The organism is Collinsella aerofaciens (genome assembly GCF_028207065.1).
Classification (GTDB): domain Bacteria; phylum Actinomycetota; class Coriobacteriia; order Coriobacteriales; family Coriobacteriaceae; genus Collinsella; species Collinsella aerofaciens_AR.
Window position 1 is genome coordinate 16,528 of the sequence record NZ_JAQLFP010000028.1, and the last position, 19,552, is coordinate 36,079.

The window sequence follows — 19,552 nt, forward strand, 5'->3', positions numbered from 1 at the left end:
TATGGGGGAGGGCACATGCGCCAAAACGGATCCAACTTAAACGGGCGTTCGGGTGCGCGTCCGACGGCGCGCCGCGACCTGGGGCAGCTGCCCAGCGGTCAGCGCCGTCGCCGCCGTAAGCCCGGCGCGATGTACCTCAACCATAGCCGCGGGTTTAGCGACCGCAGCGCGCGCATCGGCAACGGGCGCTCGCCGCGCCGACCGTCCCGTCTGCCCTATGCGCTCATTGCCGTGGGCTGTGCGCTCGTGCTGTTTATCGCTGCCGTCGTGGGCTACGTCAACCGCAGCGTGGACGTGGAACTCAACGGGCAAAAGACCGCGGTGCGCGTGGGCTCTACGCTGCAGAATCTCATCGACGACCAGGAGTTGACCGATACCTACGACGCAGGCGACCTGCTGGCCGTCGATGACAGCGTGCTCAAGCGCCATGGCGGCGAAAAGCTGTCGGTTAAGGTGGACGGCAAGCGCATAAAACAGGGCAAATGGGATAGCCGCGAACTTGAGGGCGGCGAGAAGGTGACGGTCAAGGATGGCCGTAACACCTACGAGAAGCACGAGGTTCAGGCTACGGTTATCGAGCCCAAGCTCAAGGTCGAGGGCACGGGCGCTATCGAGTATGTGCAGACATGGGGTGTCCAGGGCCGCTCCGAGGTGTGGGTTGGTGAGCAGTCGGAAAAGACGCAGGACCGCGGCGAGGTTGTGCCCGCCACCGATTGCGTCGTTGCGTGCGCCAGCGTGGCGCCCAAGGGCAACAAAAAGTACGTGGCGCTGACGTTTGACGAGGGTCCGAGCGGCGCCACCAAACAGATCTTGCAGGTGCTCAAGGAAAAGGGCGTTACCGCGACGTTCTTCCTTTCGGGCGATGCGGCCGAGGCCTCGCCTGCCACGGCCAAGGCGATTGTCGATGCCGGGTGCGAGATCGGATCCAACAGCTACAGCGACGATTCGCTCAAGGGTCAGGACCGTGAGACGGTACGCGAACAGATCACGAAAGGCACCGATGCGATTAAGTCGGCGACCGGCGTGAAGACGATGCTGCTGCGTGCTCCCTACGCTGCCTTTGACGAGCAAAACTGGATTGATGCGATGGACCTGGTCTCCGCCGTGGTCTCGTGGAATATTGACTCGGGCGACTGGCTGCTCAACGGTGCCGACGAGCAGGTCTCAACGGTGCTCGATTCGGTGACGCCGGGCAATATCGTGCTGCTCACCGATAGGGACGAATGCGCCGAGCAGACGCTCGAGGCGCTGCCGCAGATCATCGACGGCCTTGTCGCCGACGGCTACAAGATCGTGACGCTCAGCGACCTGGTCAAGACGGACACGTCGCTGAGCAAAAAGCTCACCTCGCTGACGAAGGTCACCATGCCCAAGGACGCCGTGTTCCCCCAACTTGCCGAGGACGATGACACCACAGAGTAGTCATTGGGTAGTCGTTTAAGAACGTCCCCAATGGCTATGTCACGGATGCGTCAGCGTTTGGTATGCCTGCAATGTGCAGCGCATAAATTCGATGCCGCAGGGCGATGCTGATGCTATAGTTACTGCGGTTAATGAGGGTCAAGAGAAAGGTTACAGGTGAAATCCAAACCTCGACCATACAGTCGATGACCCCATGCAGGTGCTTTTTGCGCATGCACGGGGTGTAAGCGTCGAGCGGCGTGCCGCCCGCGCATGCGTATACATATCCAGAAGCCCCCGGACGCCGCACGCGCGGCCGCGTCCGGAGGAATAATGATGGGGAGCACCATTGAATTATCTGAGTGAGATGCTCAAATTGCCAGTCTTGGACGTCGACGGCGAAAAGCTCGGCGTGGTCAACGATTTTGGCATTGCAACCGGCGAAGTTTTTCCGCACGTGACGTCGCTCGCGTTCCGCGGTCCCGGCAAGACGCCGTTCATGATCAGCTGGCGCAAATGGGTCGACCGCATCGACGAGACGGGCGTGTATCTCAATACGTCTGCCACCAATATTCGCTTCTCGTACCTGCAGCCGACCGAGCTCCTGCTGGCGCGCGACGTTCTCAATAAGCAGATCGTCGACACGCAGGGCATGAAGGTCGTGCGCGTCAACGACATCAAGTTTTCCATGTCGGGCGAAAATCAGCTGCGCCTGCTGGGTGCCGAGGTCGGCGCCCGCGGTCTGCTGCGTGCAATCAGCCCCGCGCTCGAGCACGTCGTCGAGGGCTTTATGAAGCACCTGGGCAAGCCGCTCAGCGAGGACATTATCGCCTGGTCCTACATGGACCTGCTCGACCGCTCGACCAAGAACATTCAACTCTCGGTGTCGCACAAGACGCTCGGCGAGCTGCACCCTGCCGACATCGCCGACATTATCGAGCAGCTCGACCCGCGCTTGCGTGCGCAGGTGTTTGCGCAGCTCGATACTGCCCAGGCCGCCGAGGCCATCTCGGAGTTCGATGACGACGAGCTTATGACCGAGATGCTCGAGGGCCTGTCCGACACCGACGCATCGTCGATGCTGGCCATGATGGACCCGGACGACGCTGCCGACCTGATCGACGAGCTTGATTACGAGAAGGCCGAGAAGCTCCTGCGCCTGATGGGCGTCAAGGAGGAGAAGGCGATTCGTAACCTGCTGGGGTATGAGGACAACACCGCCGGCCGCATCATGACCTCGGAGTTTGTCTCCCTGCCCGCCACGGCAACGGTCGGTGACGCCATCGAGGCGATTCGCGAGCTCGACGAGGACTTCGAGAGCGTCTACTACGTCTATACCGAGGATCCGAGCGGCATGCTGACCGGTGTGCTTTCGCTGCGCACGCTGATCGTAGCCGACCGCGACGCCACGCTGGGTCAGCTGGCCTATCGCGACCTGGTCTACGTGTCGCCCGACGAGGACCAGGAAGACGTAACGGACGAGATGACCAAGTATGACCTGGTCGCTATCCCCGTCTGCGACGAGAACCGTCATATCCTGGGTATCGTAACCTTCGACGACGCCATGGACGTTATCGCCGAGGAGCATCAGGAGGACCTGCAGATCGCCGGTGTCGGCTCGGGCGACAGCGCGTCGGACGACTCGACGAACGTGCTCAGCTGGTTCGTGCATCGCCAGTACTGGGTTGTTGTATGGGGCATCGCGTCGTGCATCATGGCGACCGTGCTGGGAACGGCGCTCGGCTCCGCGCATCTGGTGGTGTTCCCCATGTGCGCCATGCCGCTCGTGCTGCTGGCGGCCTCGCGCATGGTGTCGTTCGTCAAGAACTACTTCCTGGAGTATGACGGTCACGACGACGAGCCCAAGCCGTATCTGGGATTCTTCTTCCAGAGCACGGGCATGGGCCTGATTCTGTCACTCGTGACCTACCTGTGCGCCCAGCTGGTGCGCACCGCTGCATTCCCCGATGCCTCTATGTTTGAGGAGCAGCTCTTTACCGGCTGCTTTAACATTGCCGCCATCATTTGCCTGGTTGGCAACATGAGTGCTGTGATTTACCTGATGGTGCTGTTCTGGCGTGACGAGCATGACCTCAACACGTCGGGCACCGCCATGAACGTTATTGCCGTCATGATCTCGTGTGTGGCGTATTGCATCGCCGCGGTGCTGCTCGCCATGTCAGTCATGGGCTAGGTGGTCGCGTGCAAAATACCAAGCAAAAGTCGGGCACCAAGCAAAAGCTGACCATCGCGGCCATCTTTGGCGCTATGGGTCCCGGTCTGCTGGCGGCGCTTTCGGGCAATGACGCCGGCGGCATTGCAACGTATTCCAGTGCGGGTGCCAGCTATGGCTACAAGATGCTCTGGATGCTTCCCGTCATGACTGTGCTGCTCATCGTGACGCAGGAGACCGCGGCGCGTTGCGGCTGCGTGACGGGCAAGGGCCTGGCATCGCTCATTCGCGAGCGCTTTGGCGTGCGCAAGAGTGTACTTGCTATGGCGGCGCTGTTGATCGCCAACACGGCTGTGACCATTTCGGAGTTTGCGGGTATTGCGAGCGGCCTTGCCCTCTTTGGCGTGCCGGCGAGCATCTCGGTGCCGTTGGTGGCGCTGCTGGTGTGGATGCTTACCATGTCGGGGAGTTTCCAGCGCATCGAGAAGATTCTGCTGCTGGTGAGCTGCGTGTTCGTGACCTATATTGTCGCCGCGTTTATGGCTGGCCCCAACTGGGGTGAGGTCGCGGTCGACCTGGTCGTGCCCAACATTCAAAATGACCCCAGCTACGTGTCGCTCGTGGTCGCAACGATCGGTACCACCATCGCGCCGTGGATGATTTTCTTGGCGCAGAACAACGTGGTCGATAAGAACGCGGGCGAGGACGATATCGTGCTGCAGCGCATCGATACCGTGAGCGGCTCGCTTGCTGCCGATATCATTGCCGGCTTTATTATCATCACGACCGGCACGGTGTTGTTCCCGGCGGGTATTCAGATTAGCGATGCTGCCGATGCTGCCCGCGCGCTGGAGCCTATTGCGGGTCAGTGGTCTACGGTACTGTTTGCCTCGGGCCTGGTCGCGGCGAGCTTCTTGGCTGCCTGCGTGCTGCCGGGCGTTACGTCGAGCGCTATCTGCGAGGCATTTGGCTGGGAGCGCGGTGCCGACCGCAGCTGGGACGAGGCCCCGGTCTATCGCGGCATCATTACTGCCATCATTGGCATCTCTGCCGTGCTGGTGCTCATGCCCGGCGTCGATCTGTTCCAGATCATGATGACCTCGCAGGTCATCAATGGCGTGCTACTGCCCGTGGTTCTGGTGTTCCAGGTGGTTATCGCTGCCGACCGTCACATTATGGGCGCCAACCGCAATGGCCGCGTGTGGAATGTGCTCACTTGGGCGACTATCGGTGTGATTACGGTGCTGACGGTCGTCATGTTTGTTCTGCAGGCGATGGGTTACAGCGCTTAGCGCCTCTTTTGGACTCCAAACAGGCCGCAGCGATGGACTGCGGCCTGTTTTTTGCCCGCTATAGGGCGTTAGTTATATGGCAGTGGACAAAAAATGCCAAATATGAGTACTGTTGCCTTGCCGATAGCATTTACGACCAAGAAAATAATGAACATAGTTAAGAATCTGTTTATTAAAAGCGGGTCTCCAAGTCCTAAGCCGGCCATTCTGGTCAACTGGAAGGGTCGTGCGCTACCGCATGAGCGCCATTTTGGGTGGTTTTGCCTGCTACTAAAATGGTAACAGTACTCATATTTGCCACTTTTTGTCCACGACCTCTTGGAGTCGGCTCGAAAAGAGTGATTTTGGGTTGTTTGCTGCGGGTGTGGGCTTGGAAACAACGTCCGGGGTGGCGAGGCGCCCAGAATTCGGTCGCAAGGAGGGCGTTCCTCGGCTGTGTCAGGAGTGTCCCTGGGTGCCGGCATATAAGGAACGTCCCTAACTGCCGGAGGGGGTGCCTGCCGTGGCAGGCACCCCCTCCGGATGTGGGAAGTTTGCGCTGCAGGTTACTTGTCGGTGCCCAGCTTGTGCGGCTTGAGAGCGAGCGCATTGACGAGCGCGTCGGTGGCAGACTTGACGGCTGCCGGCTGCGGATCGTTGACGTGATCCTCGGGATGCACGGGCAGGTCCTTCTTGACTGCATCGTGGATCAAGTTGAGGTACTCAGTCACGCCAGTGGTCGACAGGTGCGTGCCATCGCCATCGAACAGGTCGTTGCGATTGGCACTGTATCCGTACCAGTCGATAACGCGCACGTTCTTGTAGCGCGTAGCAGCGTTGGCGATGGCCTGGTTGGTAGAGCCAACCCACGGCTGCGGGCTGCGCGTGTTCACAAACACCACAATACGCTTATCTCCTGCATCGGTCATGATGGCGTCGATCTGGTCGTCGGTTACCAAGCCGTTGGTGCCCAGTGCAAAGACCACGATCTTGCCGGCAAGGTTCTGTTGGAGATAGCCCTCAAATGTCGCGCGGCCCGCATCAAACTGGCGGCCCTTTTCGGCATCGATGTGACTGTGGGGGAACACGCCGTCAAAGGAATCAACGGCGCGCAGCGACACGGAGTCACCGATCATCAGCAGGTCGTAGGATCCGTCGGGGAAGCCGTCGTTGTCCTTGTCGGTGCCGTCGGCCGCCTGCTGGTCGGTGGGCGCGGTGTTTTTGGCTTCCTTGTTGAGGACTTCGGCGCCCTCACCGCTCAGTGCGGAGGTCTCCGGCACAAAAATCAGGCCGCCCAGCGCGATAACAAGCACAATCCCGCAAGTGGCGCACACGGGAATATGCGCGCGCACCCAGTTGGCGGGCGTGGTGGTGCCGTCGCGGAATTCGGATACGGTGCGCCCAAAGGCACCCTTTCTAAACGGCGTCTCGATAAAGCGATATGAGCATTCGGCTACGGCGACCACCAACAACACCTGCAAAATGTACTGCCACCACGGCGTATCGTTGATGTTGGCGACCGGGTTCATGAGCAACAGTAGCGGATAGTGCCACAGGTAGATGCTGTACGAGCGCTTGCCAACCCACACGAGCGGCTCGGCGGACAGCGCGCGGGCAACCATTCCCTGGGGCTGCACGCAGGCCGCGATGACCATGAGCGTGAGGATGGAGCATAACAGCGTGCCGCCGCGATACTGGAACGCGGTGTAGCCGTTGGTGAGCGCGACCATGGCGGCAAGGCCAACCAGACCCACGACGCCCAACACATCGATGGATGCGGGCGAGGACCAAAAGCGCACGAGGGCGCTCGGCTGTGCCGGGACGGTCTCGGCTGCGCCGTCGGTCGTAGCGTCATGCTTGCTTTCGGCGTTCTTGCCGTGCTTGGCGGCGCCAGCCAGGCGATTGAGCCCCAAACGATGAGCGAGACACACCGGCGCCAGGTCGCGATCGGGGATAAAGGCCATCCAGGCGCCCAGCAGCAGCGAGAAGACGCGGGTGTCGGTGCCGTAGTACACGCGGCTGGGGTCGGCGGCGGGGTTATAGAGCACCATCATGGCGATGGCGGAGACAGCAGCCAGTCCCAGAACCATGCGGCGCGTGTTGGGTTTGCTCATGTGCATGGATACCATAGCGAGCAGCAGCGGGGGCCAAACCAGGTAGAACTGTTCCTCGATGGCGAGCGACCAAAAGTGCGTAAGCGGCGAGGGATCGCCCAGGGCATTGAAGTACGAGACGTTTTGGGCAATCTGCCACCAGTTGTTGAAGAACAGCAGCGACGGCAGGATGTCAGGGCGCATCTTGGTGAGCATCACGTGGTTAAAGATGGTGCACAGCGCGCAGGTCACGAACACTACCGTTACCACGGCGGGGACCAGGCGACGGATGCGGCGAATCCAGAAGCTCTTAAGGTCGATACGGCCGGTCTTAGCGACTTCGTTGAGCAGCAAGCGCGTGATCAGATAGCCCGAAAGCACAAAGAAGATCGTGACGCCAAGCAGGCCGCCCTGAGCCCACGTGAGGTTGAGGTGATAGAGCACCACCGCGACGACGGCAAGCGTGCGCAGACCGTCGAGCGCAGGGATGTAGCGGGACTTGGGGCGAGCAGGCGTCTGCTCCGCGGCGGGAGTGTTGGCGCGGCCCGCGTTGTTGGCAGAAGCGTGATGGGGGCTCGCGGTGCGTCGCGGCTCGTTGGCACGGCGCTCGCCCTTCACGCGTTCGTGCGGCGCCGGCTCGTTGCCCGTGCGGCGTCGACCGCGCGAGCCCGATTGCGAGAATTGTTCCATAAAACATCATCCAATGACGAGAATAATCAGCACGTATTCATTGTAGCTGCCTGCCCCTGTGAATGCTTGCTGCTGGCGCAAGCTCAAGCGCGCGTCCACATCAAAGTGGACTAAAGTTATAGGGGGTGCGAGAGTGCACAATCGTTGGTCGACGGTGGGCGCAAAGCCTGAAGACGAGGAGGTTTCCATGGCGGATCACAGCATCGTTGCGGTGTTCGGCAGCATGAACATGGACCTTTCGGTGGCGTGCGAGCGCATGCCGCGCGCGGGCGAGACCGTCGGTGGCAGCGGTTTTATCACCAACGCCGGCGGTAAGGGAGCCAATCAGGCCGTTGCCGCTGCGCGCATGGGTGCGCGCACGTGCATGATTGGCGCTGTTGGGCGCGATACCTTTGGCGATGCGCTTGTGGCAGGGCTCCAGGATGCCGGCGTGGGCGTTGAGTTTGTGGCGCGTCGCGATGACGTGGAGACCGGTACCGCGACTATCATTCGCTGTGAGAGCGACAACCGCATCGTGCTGTCGCCGGGCGCCAACCATGCGCTTGCGGGCGAGGACGTTGCCCGCGCACTGAGGCGCTTGGTGGCCGACGAGCTCGACGGCGATGCCAGCGAGATTGCCCCGGCTGCCGGAAGCGTCTTTATTGCCCAGGGCGAATGTGACCTTGCAGCAACGGCCGCGGCGCTTTCTTGCGCTCACGAGCTGGGGTTCTATACGATCTTTAACCCGGCGCCCGCCTGCGACCTGCCGGCAGGAGCGTGGCCTGCGGTCGACCTGGTCTGCCCCAACGAGACCGAGTGCCAGGTGCTGACGGGCATTCTGCCCACAGATGATGCGAGCTGCGTCGCCGCGCTCAATGCGTTGCTCGATAAGGGCGCCGGGGCTGCGGTCATCACGCTGGGCGGCGCCGGCTCGGTTACGCTCGGCGATGGCGGTGAGCCGCTGCGCATGCCGGCGCTTTCGAGCGTGGTGGTCGATACGACGGCCGCGGGCGATACATTTATTGGCGCGCTTGCTGCAGCTCGTCTGGAGGGCCTGCCGCTCTTTGAGTGCATGGCGGCGGGCGCTCGCGCCTCGGCGGTGACGGTGTCGCGCCTGGGCGCTCAGCAATCAATTCCCACGCGTACGGAAGTCGAGCACAAGTTTGGTTTAGACGGTTTGGATGTAGACGGAGAAGCGGAGTAGAACAATGGCAACCAAGAAGCTGATCCTTGATCTGGATATGGGTGTGGATGATGCGATGGCGCTCGCCTATGCCATCGCAAGCCCCGAGGTGGAGCTCGTCGGCATCACCACGTGCTTTGGCAACGTGCGCGTCGAGCAGTCGGCGCACAACTGCTTGGCGGTGCTCGACCTGTTGGGTCGTCCCGAGGTGCCGGTGTACCTGGGCGCCGATCGTCCCATGAAGGCGACCGAACCCTACACGCCGCCGGCGTCCACCACGCTTATCCACGGCAAGAACGGTATTGGCGGCGCAAGCGTGCCCGCTTCGCCGTACGAGCCGGTGGGCGCGACGTCGGCCGATGGCAATGCGGCGGTCGATTACCTGATTGATGCCGCGCGTACCTATGGCCCCGATTTGATCTACGTGGCGACCGGCCCGCTCTCCAATCTGTCGCTCGCCCTGGAGCGTGATGCGGCGGCGATGATGTCTATCGGTCGCGTGGTCGTGATGGGCGGTGCGCTTACCGTGCCCGGCAACGTGAGCGCGGGCGCCGAGGCCAACATGGCGGGCGACCCCGAGGCTGCCGACGCCGTGTTGCGCTCGGGCCGCAAGCTCACCATGGTGGGCTTGGATGTGACGCACCGCGTGGTGCTCACACGTCGCGACGTTGCCGGCTGGACGGGCTCGGGCACTATGGCTGGCTGCGCGTTTGCGAGCATGGTCGAGCACTATATCGGTTCGTACGAAATGAACGCGCCCTACCTGGGCGGCTGCGCGCTGCACGATCCGCTGGCGGTTGCCGTGGCGATTGATCCCACGCTCGTGGGTGCGCTCGGCTGCAATCTTCGTGTCGACCTGCTGGGCGAGTACCGCGGCCGCACTATCTGTGATGAGCACCGTCTGTCCGATCCGGATAAGAGCGCGCTCGTGGCGCTCACCGTGGACGCCCCACGTTTCCTCGCGGAGTTTAAGGCACGCATGGCTCGCATCCTTGGCTAAACGGTTTCTGTGCCCCGATCCAGATTAGCTACCGAGTAAATACGCCCGTTGGGGGAATAGTCGCGTCGCTTCGCTTGACAACAGGCTAAACTAGCTATTAAACATTTACTATTCTGTTTAGATTGAATTTGCGGTCGTTTAGTTGTCGAGTCACGGGGCGGTCAGGCCACGATGCTCCGCCACGACCGTTGCTAGGGGGAACAATGGCCAAAGCAACTGTTCGCGAGATCAGCCGCATCACCGGTTTTTCGCCCGCAACCGTGTCCAACGCGCTCAACCGCAAGCGCAGCGTGAGCGAGGAGACCGCCAAAGTCATCCTGGAGTGCGCGCAGTCGCTCGGCTATCAGCAGTCGACGCAGCTCGAGAGCATCCAGTTTGTGCTCGCGCGCAAGACGGGCGCCATCCTGGACGAGAGCACCTTCCACCCCGCGGTCATCGAGGGCGTGGAGCGCCAGGCGCGTCGCCACGGCATGAGCACGAGCTTTGTCTCGCTCGACTTTAGCGACCTAGACGCCGTGCGTCCGCAGGTCGAGGGCCTGATTGCCGATCCGGCCGCCGCTATTGTACTAATGGGTACGGAGTTGGGCGAGGAGGACTACGCCCTGTTCGCTAACGCCGCCGCCCACCTGATTGTGCTCGATGGCTGGAGCGACCGCCAGTACTTTGATGCCGTGGTCATTGCCAATACCGATTCGGTGCTGCGTGCCGTGGACTACCTTATCGAGAAAGGTCACAAGCAAATCGGCTATCTGGCGGGCGACCTTCGTATCCGCAACTTTAAGGACCGCGAGCGCGGCTATCGCCAAGCGCTTGAGGATGTGGACCTCGAGGCCAATCCGGCATGGCGCGTCACGCTGGGCACCACGCTCGAGGGCGCTTATCGCGACATGGGCGCGTGGCTCGACAATGCCTCGCACGACGACCTGCCGACGGCTTTCTTTGCCGAGAACGACGTGCTCGCCGTGGGTGCCATGCGCGCGTTCAACGAGCACGGCATTCGCGTGCCCGAGGATGTCTCGATCATCGGCTTTGACGACCTATCTCTGGGCGCTTTTTCCAACCCGCCGCTCACCACGGTGCATGTTCCCAAGCACGAGGTGGGTGAGATCGCGGTGCGCCGCCTGGTGGGCAACATCCGCAATCCCAAGAGCTATACCTGCAAAACGGCTGTGTCGACCTATTTTGTCGAGCGCCAGAGCGTGCGCGAAATCTAGGCGGAGACGGCATCGCCTGCAGCGTGCCAAAGCTCGCTAGGGCAGTAAACATAGCGCTATTCAAAAGAGGGTCCTTCGGGGCCCTCTTTTTGTTGCCCTTGTATGTTCAGATTGTTTACATACCGTTTAGGCTGATTTCTCTACCGTTTACGAGACTTTCGCGCTAAACTTCTAAACAGAAGAGTAAAACATTTAGTAAACAGAACAAAACGAAACATGCGTCTGTTTACTGAACATGTGACTAGGGGAGGACGTACATGGATAAGATCAAGCTCGGTTTTGTGCCCACGCGCCGTAGCATCTTTAGCGCGCCGGACGCGATCAAGTATCGCGGCCTTACGGCTGATCGCCTGCGCGAGATCGGCGTCGAGATTGTGGATATCGACGACATCAACGACGAGGGCCTGCTGTTCGACGACAGCCATATCGCGCCTATCGTCGAGAAGTTCCGCGCCGAGGGCGTCGACGGCATCATGCTCTGCCACGCCAACTTTGGCACCGAGTACGTTTGCGCTCGCCTTGCCCGCGAGCTCGGCTTGCCCGTGCTGCTGTGGGGCCCGCGCGATGAGCGCCCCGAGCCTGACGGCACCCGCCTGCGTGACAGCCAGTGCGGCCTGTTCGCCACCGGCAAGGTCCTGCGTCGCTTCCAGGTCCCCTTCACCTATATGACCAACTGCCGCCTGACCGATCCCGAGTTCGAGCGCGGCGTCTGGGACTTCCTCGCCGTGTGCAACGTGGTCAAGACCTTCAAGCACACCCGCATCCTGCAGATGGCCACCCGTCCGTTCGATTTCTGGTCCACCATGTGCAACGAGGGCGAGCTGCTCGAGAAGTTCAACATTCAGCTTTCGCCCATCCCCATGACCGAGCTTGTCCAGGCCGTGCGCGACGCCCAGGCTGACGAGCAGGCCATGGCAGCCATGCTCGCCCACATTGCCGACAGCTTTGAGATCTGCATCCCCGAGGATAAGGTCCCCGCTGTGGCCGGTCTTGCCATTGCCATGAAGCGCTTGGTCGAGAAGTACGGCTGCAACGCCGGCGCCATCCAGTGCTGGAACGCCCTGCAGGACGAGTTGGGCATTATGCCCTGCGCCGCCAACGCAATCCTCAACGAGATGGGCATCCCCATCGTCTGCGAGACCGACATCCATGGCGCTATCACCGCGCTGATGGTCGAGGCCGCCGACCTGGGCCGTCACCGCGGCATGTTCGCCGACTGGACCGTGCGTCATCCCGATAACGAGAACGGCGAGCTGCTGCAGCACTGCGGCCCCTGGCCCTGCAGCTGCGCGGCCGTCAAGCCTAAGCTCACTTACCCGCTGGCTTTCGATCACCCCGGCGCGCTGACGGCCGAGGCCAAGCACGGCGACCTCACCCTTGCCCGCTTTGACGGCGACAACGGCGAGTACTCGCTGCTGCTGGGTAACGCCCGCGGCATCGACGGCCCGGCCGGCATGGGCACCTACCTGTGGGTCGAGGTCGACAACCTCAAGCGCCTCGAGGCCAAGATCGTCGAGGGTCCCTACATCCACCACTGCGTCGCCATTCACGCCAACGTGGTGCCGGTGCTCTACGAGGCGTGCAAGTACATCGGCATTGTCCCCGACCTGTACGACCCCATCGAAGAAGACGTCAAAGCTTACCTGCGAGGAGAGTAGAAATGGCAACTATCGAAGAGCTTGAATCCCTGCGTTGGGACCTTCGCCGCGATTGCGTCGATATCATCATGGCTGGCGCTGGCGGGCACATCGGCGGCGACATGTCGGTCATCGATGCGCTGATGACCCTCTATGCCAACCACCTCAACATTTCTCCCGAGACCGTCGACGATCCCAACCGCGATCGCTTCGTACTCTCCAAGGGCCACGCCATGGAGGCCTACTACGCGGTGCTCTGCCACGAGGGCTATCTGGACCTCGACGACGTCAAGGCCCGCTTCTCTAAGTTCGGCAGCCCCTACATCGGCCACCCCAACAACAAGCTCAAGGGCATCGAGATGAACTCGGGCTCGCTGGGTCATGGCCTGCCCGTGGCCGTCGGGATGGCGCTTGCCGGCAAGATGGATGGCCGCGACTACCGCGTCTACACCATCATGGGCGACGGCGAGCTTGCCGAGGGCTCGGTCTGGGAGGGCGCCATGAGCGGCGGCAACTACCAGCTCGATAACCTGTGCGCGCTCGTGGACCGCAACCGCCTGCAGATCAGCGGCAGCACCGAGGACGTCATGAAGCAGGACTCGCAGGAGGAGCGCTGGGCCGCCTTCGGTTGGAACGTGCTGTCCATTCCGGGCAACGACGTCCAGGCCATCGACGCCGCGCTGACGCTGGCCGCCGAGACCAAGGGTAAGCCCACGGTCATCATCCTCAACACGGTGAAGGGCTACGGCTCGCCGGTTATGGAGGACAAGGCCGCCTGGCATCATCACCTGCCCAACGATGAGGAATATGCCCAGATCATCGCCGATTTCGCTGCCCATAAGGAGGCTATCAATGGCTAACAAGATCGCCAACCGCAAGGCTATCTGCGACACGCTGCTCGAGGCCGCCGCAACCGATAAAGACATCGTCGTCCTGTGCTCCGACTCCCGCGGCTCCGCATCGCTCACGCCGTTCTTCGATCAGTATCCCCAGCAGTCCATTGAGGTCGGCATCGCCGAGCAGGACCTGGTGAGTATCGCCGCCGGTATGGCCTCGTGCGGCAAGAAGGCCTGGGCCGCCTCGCCGGCGTCCTTTGTGACCACGCGCTCGTATGAGCAGTGCAAGGTCGACGTTTCGTACTCCAACACCAACGTCAAGCTCATCGGCATCTCGGGCGGCGTGTCCTACGGCGCCTTAGGCATGAGCCATCACTCCGCGCAGGATATCGCCGCCATGAGCGCGATTCCCAACATGCGCGTGTATCTGCCGAGCGATCGCTTCCAGACCGCCGAGCTCGTGCGTGCCCTGGTCGCCGACAACAAGCCGGCCTACATCCGCGTGGGCCGCAACCCGGTGGAGGACGTGTACACTGAGGACGAGTGCCCGTTCCAGATGGATCGCGCCACCTGGGTGCGCCGCGGCACCGATGTGACGATTGTCGCCACCGGTGAGATGGTCCGCCATGCCGTGGACGCCGCCGATCTGCTGGCCGAGCAGGGCATCTCGGCAACGGTGCTCGATATGTACTGCGTCAAGCCGCTCGATGCCGAGGCCGTGATCGAGGCCGCCGGTGCCACGCGCGCCGTCGTGACCGTCGAGGAGCACAGCCCCTTCGGTGGCCTGGGTTCCATGGTCGCGCAGGTCGTGGGCGAGCATTGCCCGCGTCCGGTCAAGTGCCTCTCCCTGCCCGATGCGCCGGTCATCACCGGCACGAGCCCCGAGGTCTTCGCGCACTATGGCCTGACGGGCGAGGGAATCGCCAAGACGGTCGCCGAGTTCCTTGGCAAACAGTAGAAACAGACGCTGCGCGGCCGCCAAGCACCGCACCTTGCCGTTCAAACCGTCGCCTGTGTACACAAAGTACGCGGCGCTCCTTTTTCACGGCAATCTGCGGCACTTGACGGCCACTCGCTCCTTGTCCGTCGGGTTTTAGTTTTGAATCGACGGGGGAGACAGGAGAGTACATGAGCAAATACATCATCGGTATCGACCAGTCCACGCAGGGCACCAAGGCGCTGCTGGTGGACGAGGGCGGCCATCTGATTCATCGTGCCGACCGCTCGCATCGCCAGATTGTCAACGAGGCCGGCTGGGTGAGCCATGATCCAGCCGAGATCGCCGCCAACGTGCTGGCCGTGGCGCGCGCCGTGGTGGAGGAGACCGGGGTCGATCCGGCCGACGTCGCCGGCATCGGCATCTCCAACCAGCGCGAGACCACTGTTGCCTGGAGCCGCACGACGGGTGAGCCGCTGTGCGACGCCGTGGTGTGGCAGTGCGCCCGCGCCCGCGAGCTGTGCGACGAGCTTGCTGCGCGCGAAGGCGTGGCCGAGCTGGTGCGTGACACGACGGGTCTGGTGCTCTCGCCCTACTACCCGGCGGGCAAGATGGCCTGGATCCTCGCGAACGTTCCCGCGGCTGCCGAGGCCGCGGCGGCAGGCGAGCTGTGTCTGGGCACCATCGATGCCTGGGTGGTCTGGACGCTCACGGGCGGCGCGGAGTTTCGCTGCGACTGGTCTAACGCCAGCCGCACGCAGCTCTTCGACCTGCGCCGTGGCTGCTGGAGCGAGCCGGTGTGCGAGGCCTTTGGCGTCGATGCAGCCTGCCTGCCGCAGGTGACCGATTCCGATGGCCTGTTCGGCATGACGGACCTGGGCGGCTTTTTGCCGGCACCCGTGCCCATTCATGGCGTGCTCGGCGACAGCCACGCTGCCTTGTTTGCCCAGGGCTGCCATAGCCGCGGCATGGCCAAGGCGACCTATGGCACCGGCAGCTCGGTCATGATGAACGTCGGCGACGAGTTCGTTGCCAGCTCGCACGGGCTTTCGAGCTCGCTTGCGTGGCGTATGGACGGTGTGACCGAGTATGTTCTCGAGGGCAACGTGAGCTACGCCGGCGCCGTCAAGACGTGGCTGCGCGACGATCTTGAGCTCATCAATAACCCCGAGGAAGTTACCGACCTGTGCTACGCCGCCAATCCGGCGAGTCGCGTCTACTTTGTGCCGGCGTTTACCGGTTTGGGCGCGCCGCACTGGGCGAGTGACGCCGAGGCCTGCGTCTTTGGCATGACGCGCACCACGGGCCGTGCGGAGTTCGTAAAGGCCGCCGACGAGTCGATCGCCTATCAAATCTTTGACGTGATTGATGCGATGGTCGAGGATTCGGGCGCGGCACTGGCCGAGCTTCGTGTTGACGGCGGCCCCACGCGCGACGCGTACCTGATGCAGTTTGAGAGCGACTTGGTTGGCTCGCCCATCCGCATCGCGAGCAACGACGAGATGAGCGGTCTGGGTGCGGCCTGGGCCTGCGGCATTGCGCTGGGCATGTACACGCGCGACGTCGTCGACGTCTACGGCGCTCGCGGCATCGTGGAGCCTGCCATGTCCGCCGACGAACGAGCCAAAAAGATCGCCGGCTGGCGTCACGCCGTCGACGCGACCATCGCCTACACTGCCTAGGCGGCTGCGCGGCGCCCGCAGGCTATTCCCGGGCAGCTCATTTGGGATGGGGCTTTTTTGACTGGTATGATTGGTGCGATCATTCGAACCAGCTAAAAGAGCCCCGTCCCAAATTGACTACCGAGAGGATCTGCCATGGAGCGCATCGCGAGTTTTTCCGTTGACCATCTGCTGCTCGAGCCCGGCGTGTATGTGAGCCGCATCGACCGCGATCCGGCGACCGGCGCCGCCGTCACCACCTTTGACCTGCGCCTGACCACGCCCAACAAGGAGCCAGTTATGAACACGGCGGAGTGCCACACCATCGAGCATCTGGGTGCCACGTTCCTCCGCAATCATGCCGAGTGGTCGAGCCGCATTGTCTACTTTGGCCCCATGGGCTGCCGCACGGGCTTTTACCTGGTTGTCTTTGGTGAGCTGACGAGCGAGGAGATCTTGCCGCTCGTGCGCGAGCTGTTCGAGTTTGTTGCTGGTTTTGAGGGCGATATCCCCGGCGCCGCTCCCGAGGAGTGCGGTAACTATCTGGACCAGAACCTCCCCATGGCAAACTGGCTCGCGCGCCGTTATCTCGACCGCGACCTGGCCAATATCGACGAGAAGCACCTGCACTACCAGCAGGCGTAAGGGCTTTATCGCCCAAAGCGCGCGCATTGGGCGCCTTCGCTTATGCGGGGGCGCCTTTTTGTTGAGTGGTCGGGACGAGCGTTCAAAATCGCTCATGTTTGTTCTAGAATGTTCGTATAGTCACATTTACGAACAGGAGCGAACATGCACATCTATTCTGTCAACGATCCCGAGTTCAAATCCTATGGCAACGTTTGGGATGACGTTTCGTCCGAGCTCACGTCGCTCGTGCTCGAGGCGCTCTCTGCCACGCCCATCCCCGAAGGCAGCAAGTACGTAGCAAGCGCGCCGGAGCTCGAGAGCGTCAAGGGTGCCGATAAACTGGGCTTTCTCATGTTTGGCGGCCGCCCCTTCCAGCTCGGCTGGTGCAACGGCCACAACACGCAGCTCAACTGCCTGGAGTATCACCGCGCCAGCGAGTTTAACCTGGGCGCTCGCGACTTTATCCTGCTCGTGGCGCATCGCTGGGAGATCGAGGACGGCAAGCTCGACATCGCCTGTGACTAGCATCTTCCGTCTCGATTTGTAACATCTAGCGGGCTAAATCGTCTCTACCTGTTACAGATTTAGACAAACTGCGGGGGCTGCCCGAAAATCTCGATCTGTAACACCAAGCCCGGTTTTGGCTGCCTACCTGTTACAGATCGAGACAAACCGCCCCAAACCACCACAAAGGTGCCTGTCCCCTTTGTGGTGGTTTGGGGCGGCGGTATCAGAAAGTGTCAGGCAGGGGCGGCTGCCGGGCCGCCGTGTGCGAAAAGAAGTGTCGACCTGCGTCGTTGCCGTTGAGTAGCGCGCTGCTTACGGGGATACTGAAACCACGACAAACAGCGTGTGAAAGGATCGATGCATGGCTTTCCGTAAAGACTTCCTGTGGGGCGGCGCAACGGCTGCCAACCAGTGCGAGGGCGCTTACGACGTGGATGGCCGCGGCCTGGCCAACGTGGACGTGGCGCCGCACGGCCCTGAGCGCTATGCGGTGGTCTCCGGCCAGCGCAAGATGCTCGACTTCGAGGACGGCTATTACTACCCCGCGCAGACCGGCATCGATTTCTATCACCACTACAAGGAGGACATCGCCCTCTTTGCCGAGATGGGCTTTAAGACCTTCCGCATGAGCCTGGCCTGGACCCGCGTCTTCCCCAACGGCGACGAGACTGAGCCCAACGAGGCCGGCCTGGCCTTCTACGAGGACGTGTTCCGCGAGTGTCAGGCGCACGGCATTGAGCCGCTCGTGACCATCACGCACTTCGACTGCCCGATTCACCTCATCAAGGAGTACGGCGGCTGGCGCAACCGCAAGCTCATCGACTTCTACAAGAACCTCGCGACCACGATCTTCACCCGCTACAAGGGCCTGGTAAAGTACTGGCTTACCTTCAACGAGATCAATATGATCCTGCACCTGCCGTTTATGGGTGCCGGTCTGGTCTTTGAGGAGGGCGAGAACAAGGAGGCCGTCGAGTACCTGGCCGCCCACAACGAGCTCGTCGCCAGCGCTTGGGCAACCAAGATCGCTCACGAGATCGACCCTGAGGTCAAGATCGGTTGCATGCTTGCCGCAGGTAGCTACTACCCCTACAGCTGCCGTCCGGGCGATGTGCGCCAGGCGCAGATTGACAACCAGAGCAACTATTTCTTCGTCGACGTTCAGAGCCGCGGCTACTACCCGGCCTATGCCGTCAAGAAGCTCGAGCGTCTGGGCATCGATGTGGGCATGACGGATGAGGACCGCGAGATCCTGGCCGCCAACACCGTCGACTTCATCAGCTTTAGCTATTACAGCACCCGTTGCTCCGCCGGTGCCGATAACCCCGATGTCGAGCGCACCCAGGGCAACGCCTTCGCCGGCGCCAAGAACCCCTACCTGCAGGAGAGCCAGTGGGGCTGGGCCATCGATCCGCTGGGCTTCCGCATCACCCTCAACGACCTGTACGACCGTTATCAGAAGCCGCTGTTTGTGGTCGAGAACGGTCTGGGCGCCAAGGATGTTGTCGAGGAGGATGGCTCCATCAACGACGACTACCGTATCGACTACCTGCGCCAGCATATCGCCGCGATGCGCGATGCGGTGACCGAGGACGGCGTTGACCTGCTGGGCTACACCACCTGGGGCCCAATCGACCTGGTGTCTGCCGGCACGGGCGAGATGTCCAAGCGCTACGGCTTTATCTATGTCGACCGCGATGATGCGGGCAACGGCACCCTCAAGCGTTCCAAAAAGAAGAGCTTCGACTGGTACAAGCATGTCATTGAAACGAATGGTGAGGATCTGTCCTAAGGAAGCCGAGACACTCAACTTCAGAGTTTCCTAACCAAAACGCCCGGCGAGCAGTTAATGCCCGCCGGGCGTTTTGTTAAAAGAAGTGAAAGCACTCATTGGGTGTTCCTATAGTTTTGTCAACCGTCGGGGCTACTCCCTGTAGGGCACCCGGTCGCGCATCACGGCGTATATCGCCCTGAGCCGCTTCCTCGCGACGGCCTTGAGCGCCCGCCCGTGCCCCATGCCCCGCGCCCTGCAGGCCCGGTAGTACTCGCCGTAGCGCCCCGAGGACCTCACCAGGCTGTTGCACGAGAAGATCAGGAGAGACTTGAGCCTCGCGTCGCCGCGCCTGGACGCCCTGACCGACCTCACCGACGTGCCGGAGCTCCTCACCCTCGGGGCTATGCCGCAGTACGAGGCCAGGTGGTCGTGGTCCGGGAACCTCGCGATGTCGACCGACACCGCGAGCTGCGCCGCGGTCCTCGGGCCGACGCCGGGCACGGTGAGCAGGCACGCGTAGGTCTCGTCGCCCTCGAGCAGCGCCGCCGTCTCGGCCTCGAGGGCCCCGG

15 protein-coding genes are annotated in these 19,552 nt (G+C 62.0%); 13 read left to right on the forward strand and 2 right to left on the reverse strand.

Annotated elements, in window-relative coordinates; all coding sequences use genetic code 11:
* Window positions 1-15 precede the first annotated feature (15 nt).
* From PMX72_RS08265 to PMX72_RS08275, 3 genes are all read left to right on the forward strand, one after another.
* A complete protein-coding gene (locus PMX72_RS08265) occupies window positions 16-1,422 on the forward strand; it encodes a polysaccharide deacetylase family protein (RefSeq protein ID WP_231500759.1) in 1,407 nt (468 codons plus the stop codon).
* A 328-nt stretch (window positions 1,423-1,750) separates the two neighbouring features.
* Complete coding sequence (locus tag PMX72_RS08270) at window positions 1,751-3,595, forward strand: magnesium transporter (protein ID WP_099432471.1); 1,845 nt, start codon at window positions 1,751-1,753, stop codon at window positions 3,593-3,595.
* A 74-nt stretch (window positions 3,596-3,669) separates the two neighbouring features.
* Window positions 3,670-4,866 carry an Nramp family divalent metal transporter gene (locus PMX72_RS08275; RefSeq protein WP_117583711.1) on the forward strand — a complete coding sequence of 399 codons (1,197 nt, stop codon included), beginning with the start codon at window positions 3,670-3,672 and terminating at the stop codon, window positions 4,864-4,866.
* Between the two features lie 545 nt (window positions 4,867-5,411).
* Here the strand turns inward: PMX72_RS08275 and PMX72_RS08280 are convergent.
* On the reverse strand, window positions 5,412-7,628 hold the full coding sequence (locus tag PMX72_RS08280) for an acyltransferase family protein (RefSeq protein WP_271729861.1): 2,217 nt from the start codon (window positions 7,626-7,628) through the stop codon (window positions 5,412-5,414).
* A 187-nt stretch (window positions 7,629-7,815) separates the two neighbouring features.
* On the opposite strand from PMX72_RS08280, the gene PMX72_RS08285 reads away from it, so the two are divergent.
* The 10 genes from PMX72_RS08285 (at window position 7,816) to PMX72_RS08330 (ending at window position 19,001) form a co-directional block, all read left to right on the forward strand.
* Window positions 7,816-8,811: a ribokinase gene (locus PMX72_RS08285; protein ID WP_117735886.1), complete on the forward strand. Its 996-nt coding sequence runs from the start codon at window positions 7,816-7,818 to the stop codon at window positions 8,809-8,811.
* Window positions 8,812-8,815: 4 nt separating this feature from the next.
* Window positions 8,816-9,790 (forward strand): nucleoside hydrolase, encoded by a 975-nt coding sequence (locus tag PMX72_RS08290; RefSeq protein WP_271729858.1) that lies wholly within the window; start codon window positions 8,816-8,818, stop codon window positions 9,788-9,790.
* Window positions 9,791-9,993: 203 nt separating this feature from the next.
* Window positions 9,994-11,004 (forward strand): LacI family DNA-binding transcriptional regulator, encoded by a 1,011-nt coding sequence (locus PMX72_RS08295; protein ID WP_271746200.1) that lies wholly within the window; start codon window positions 9,994-9,996, stop codon window positions 11,002-11,004.
* 257 nt (window positions 11,005-11,261) lie between these two features.
* On the forward strand, window positions 11,262-12,662 hold the full coding sequence (locus tag PMX72_RS08300; protein ID WP_117735887.1) for an L-fucose/L-arabinose isomerase family protein: 1,401 nt from the start codon (window positions 11,262-11,264) through the stop codon (window positions 12,660-12,662).
* Window positions 12,663-12,664: 2 nt separating this feature from the next.
* Window positions 12,665-13,501: a transketolase gene (locus PMX72_RS08305; RefSeq protein ID WP_197736868.1), complete on the forward strand. Its 837-nt coding sequence runs from the start codon at window positions 12,665-12,667 to the stop codon at window positions 13,499-13,501.
* Complete coding sequence (locus tag PMX72_RS08310) at window positions 13,494-14,435, forward strand: transketolase family protein (RefSeq protein ID WP_271729853.1); 942 nt, start codon at window positions 13,494-13,496, stop codon at window positions 14,433-14,435. The genes PMX72_RS08305 and PMX72_RS08310 overlap by 8 nt, the downstream gene beginning before the upstream one ends.
* Window positions 14,436-14,605: 170 nt before the next feature.
* Window positions 14,606-16,096, forward strand: a complete 1,491-nt coding sequence (locus tag PMX72_RS08315; protein ID WP_271729851.1) for an FGGY family carbohydrate kinase — start codon at window positions 14,606-14,608, stop codon at window positions 16,094-16,096.
* Window positions 16,097-16,231: 135 nt separating this feature from the next.
* Window positions 16,232-16,720 (forward strand): S-ribosylhomocysteine lyase, encoded by a 489-nt coding sequence (locus PMX72_RS08320; RefSeq protein WP_117758595.1) that lies wholly within the window; start codon window positions 16,232-16,234, stop codon window positions 16,718-16,720.
* 144 nt (window positions 16,721-16,864) lie between these two features.
* Window positions 16,865-17,227, forward strand: coding sequence for a DUF4867 family protein (locus PMX72_RS08325; protein WP_271729850.1), 363 nt, complete (start codon window positions 16,865-16,867; stop codon window positions 17,225-17,227).
* A gap of 343 nt (window positions 17,228-17,570) precedes the next feature.
* Window positions 17,571-19,001: a 6-phospho-beta-glucosidase gene (locus tag PMX72_RS08330; RefSeq protein WP_271729934.1), complete on the forward strand. Its 1,431-nt coding sequence runs from the start codon at window positions 17,571-17,573 to the stop codon at window positions 18,999-19,001.
* Between the two features lie 132 nt (window positions 19,002-19,133).
* On the opposite strand, the gene PMX72_RS08335 is transcribed toward PMX72_RS08330, so the two are convergent.
* Window positions 19,134-19,552: transposase (locus tag PMX72_RS08335; RefSeq protein WP_271746202.1), on the reverse strand; the 419-nt coding region annotated here is incomplete at its 5' end.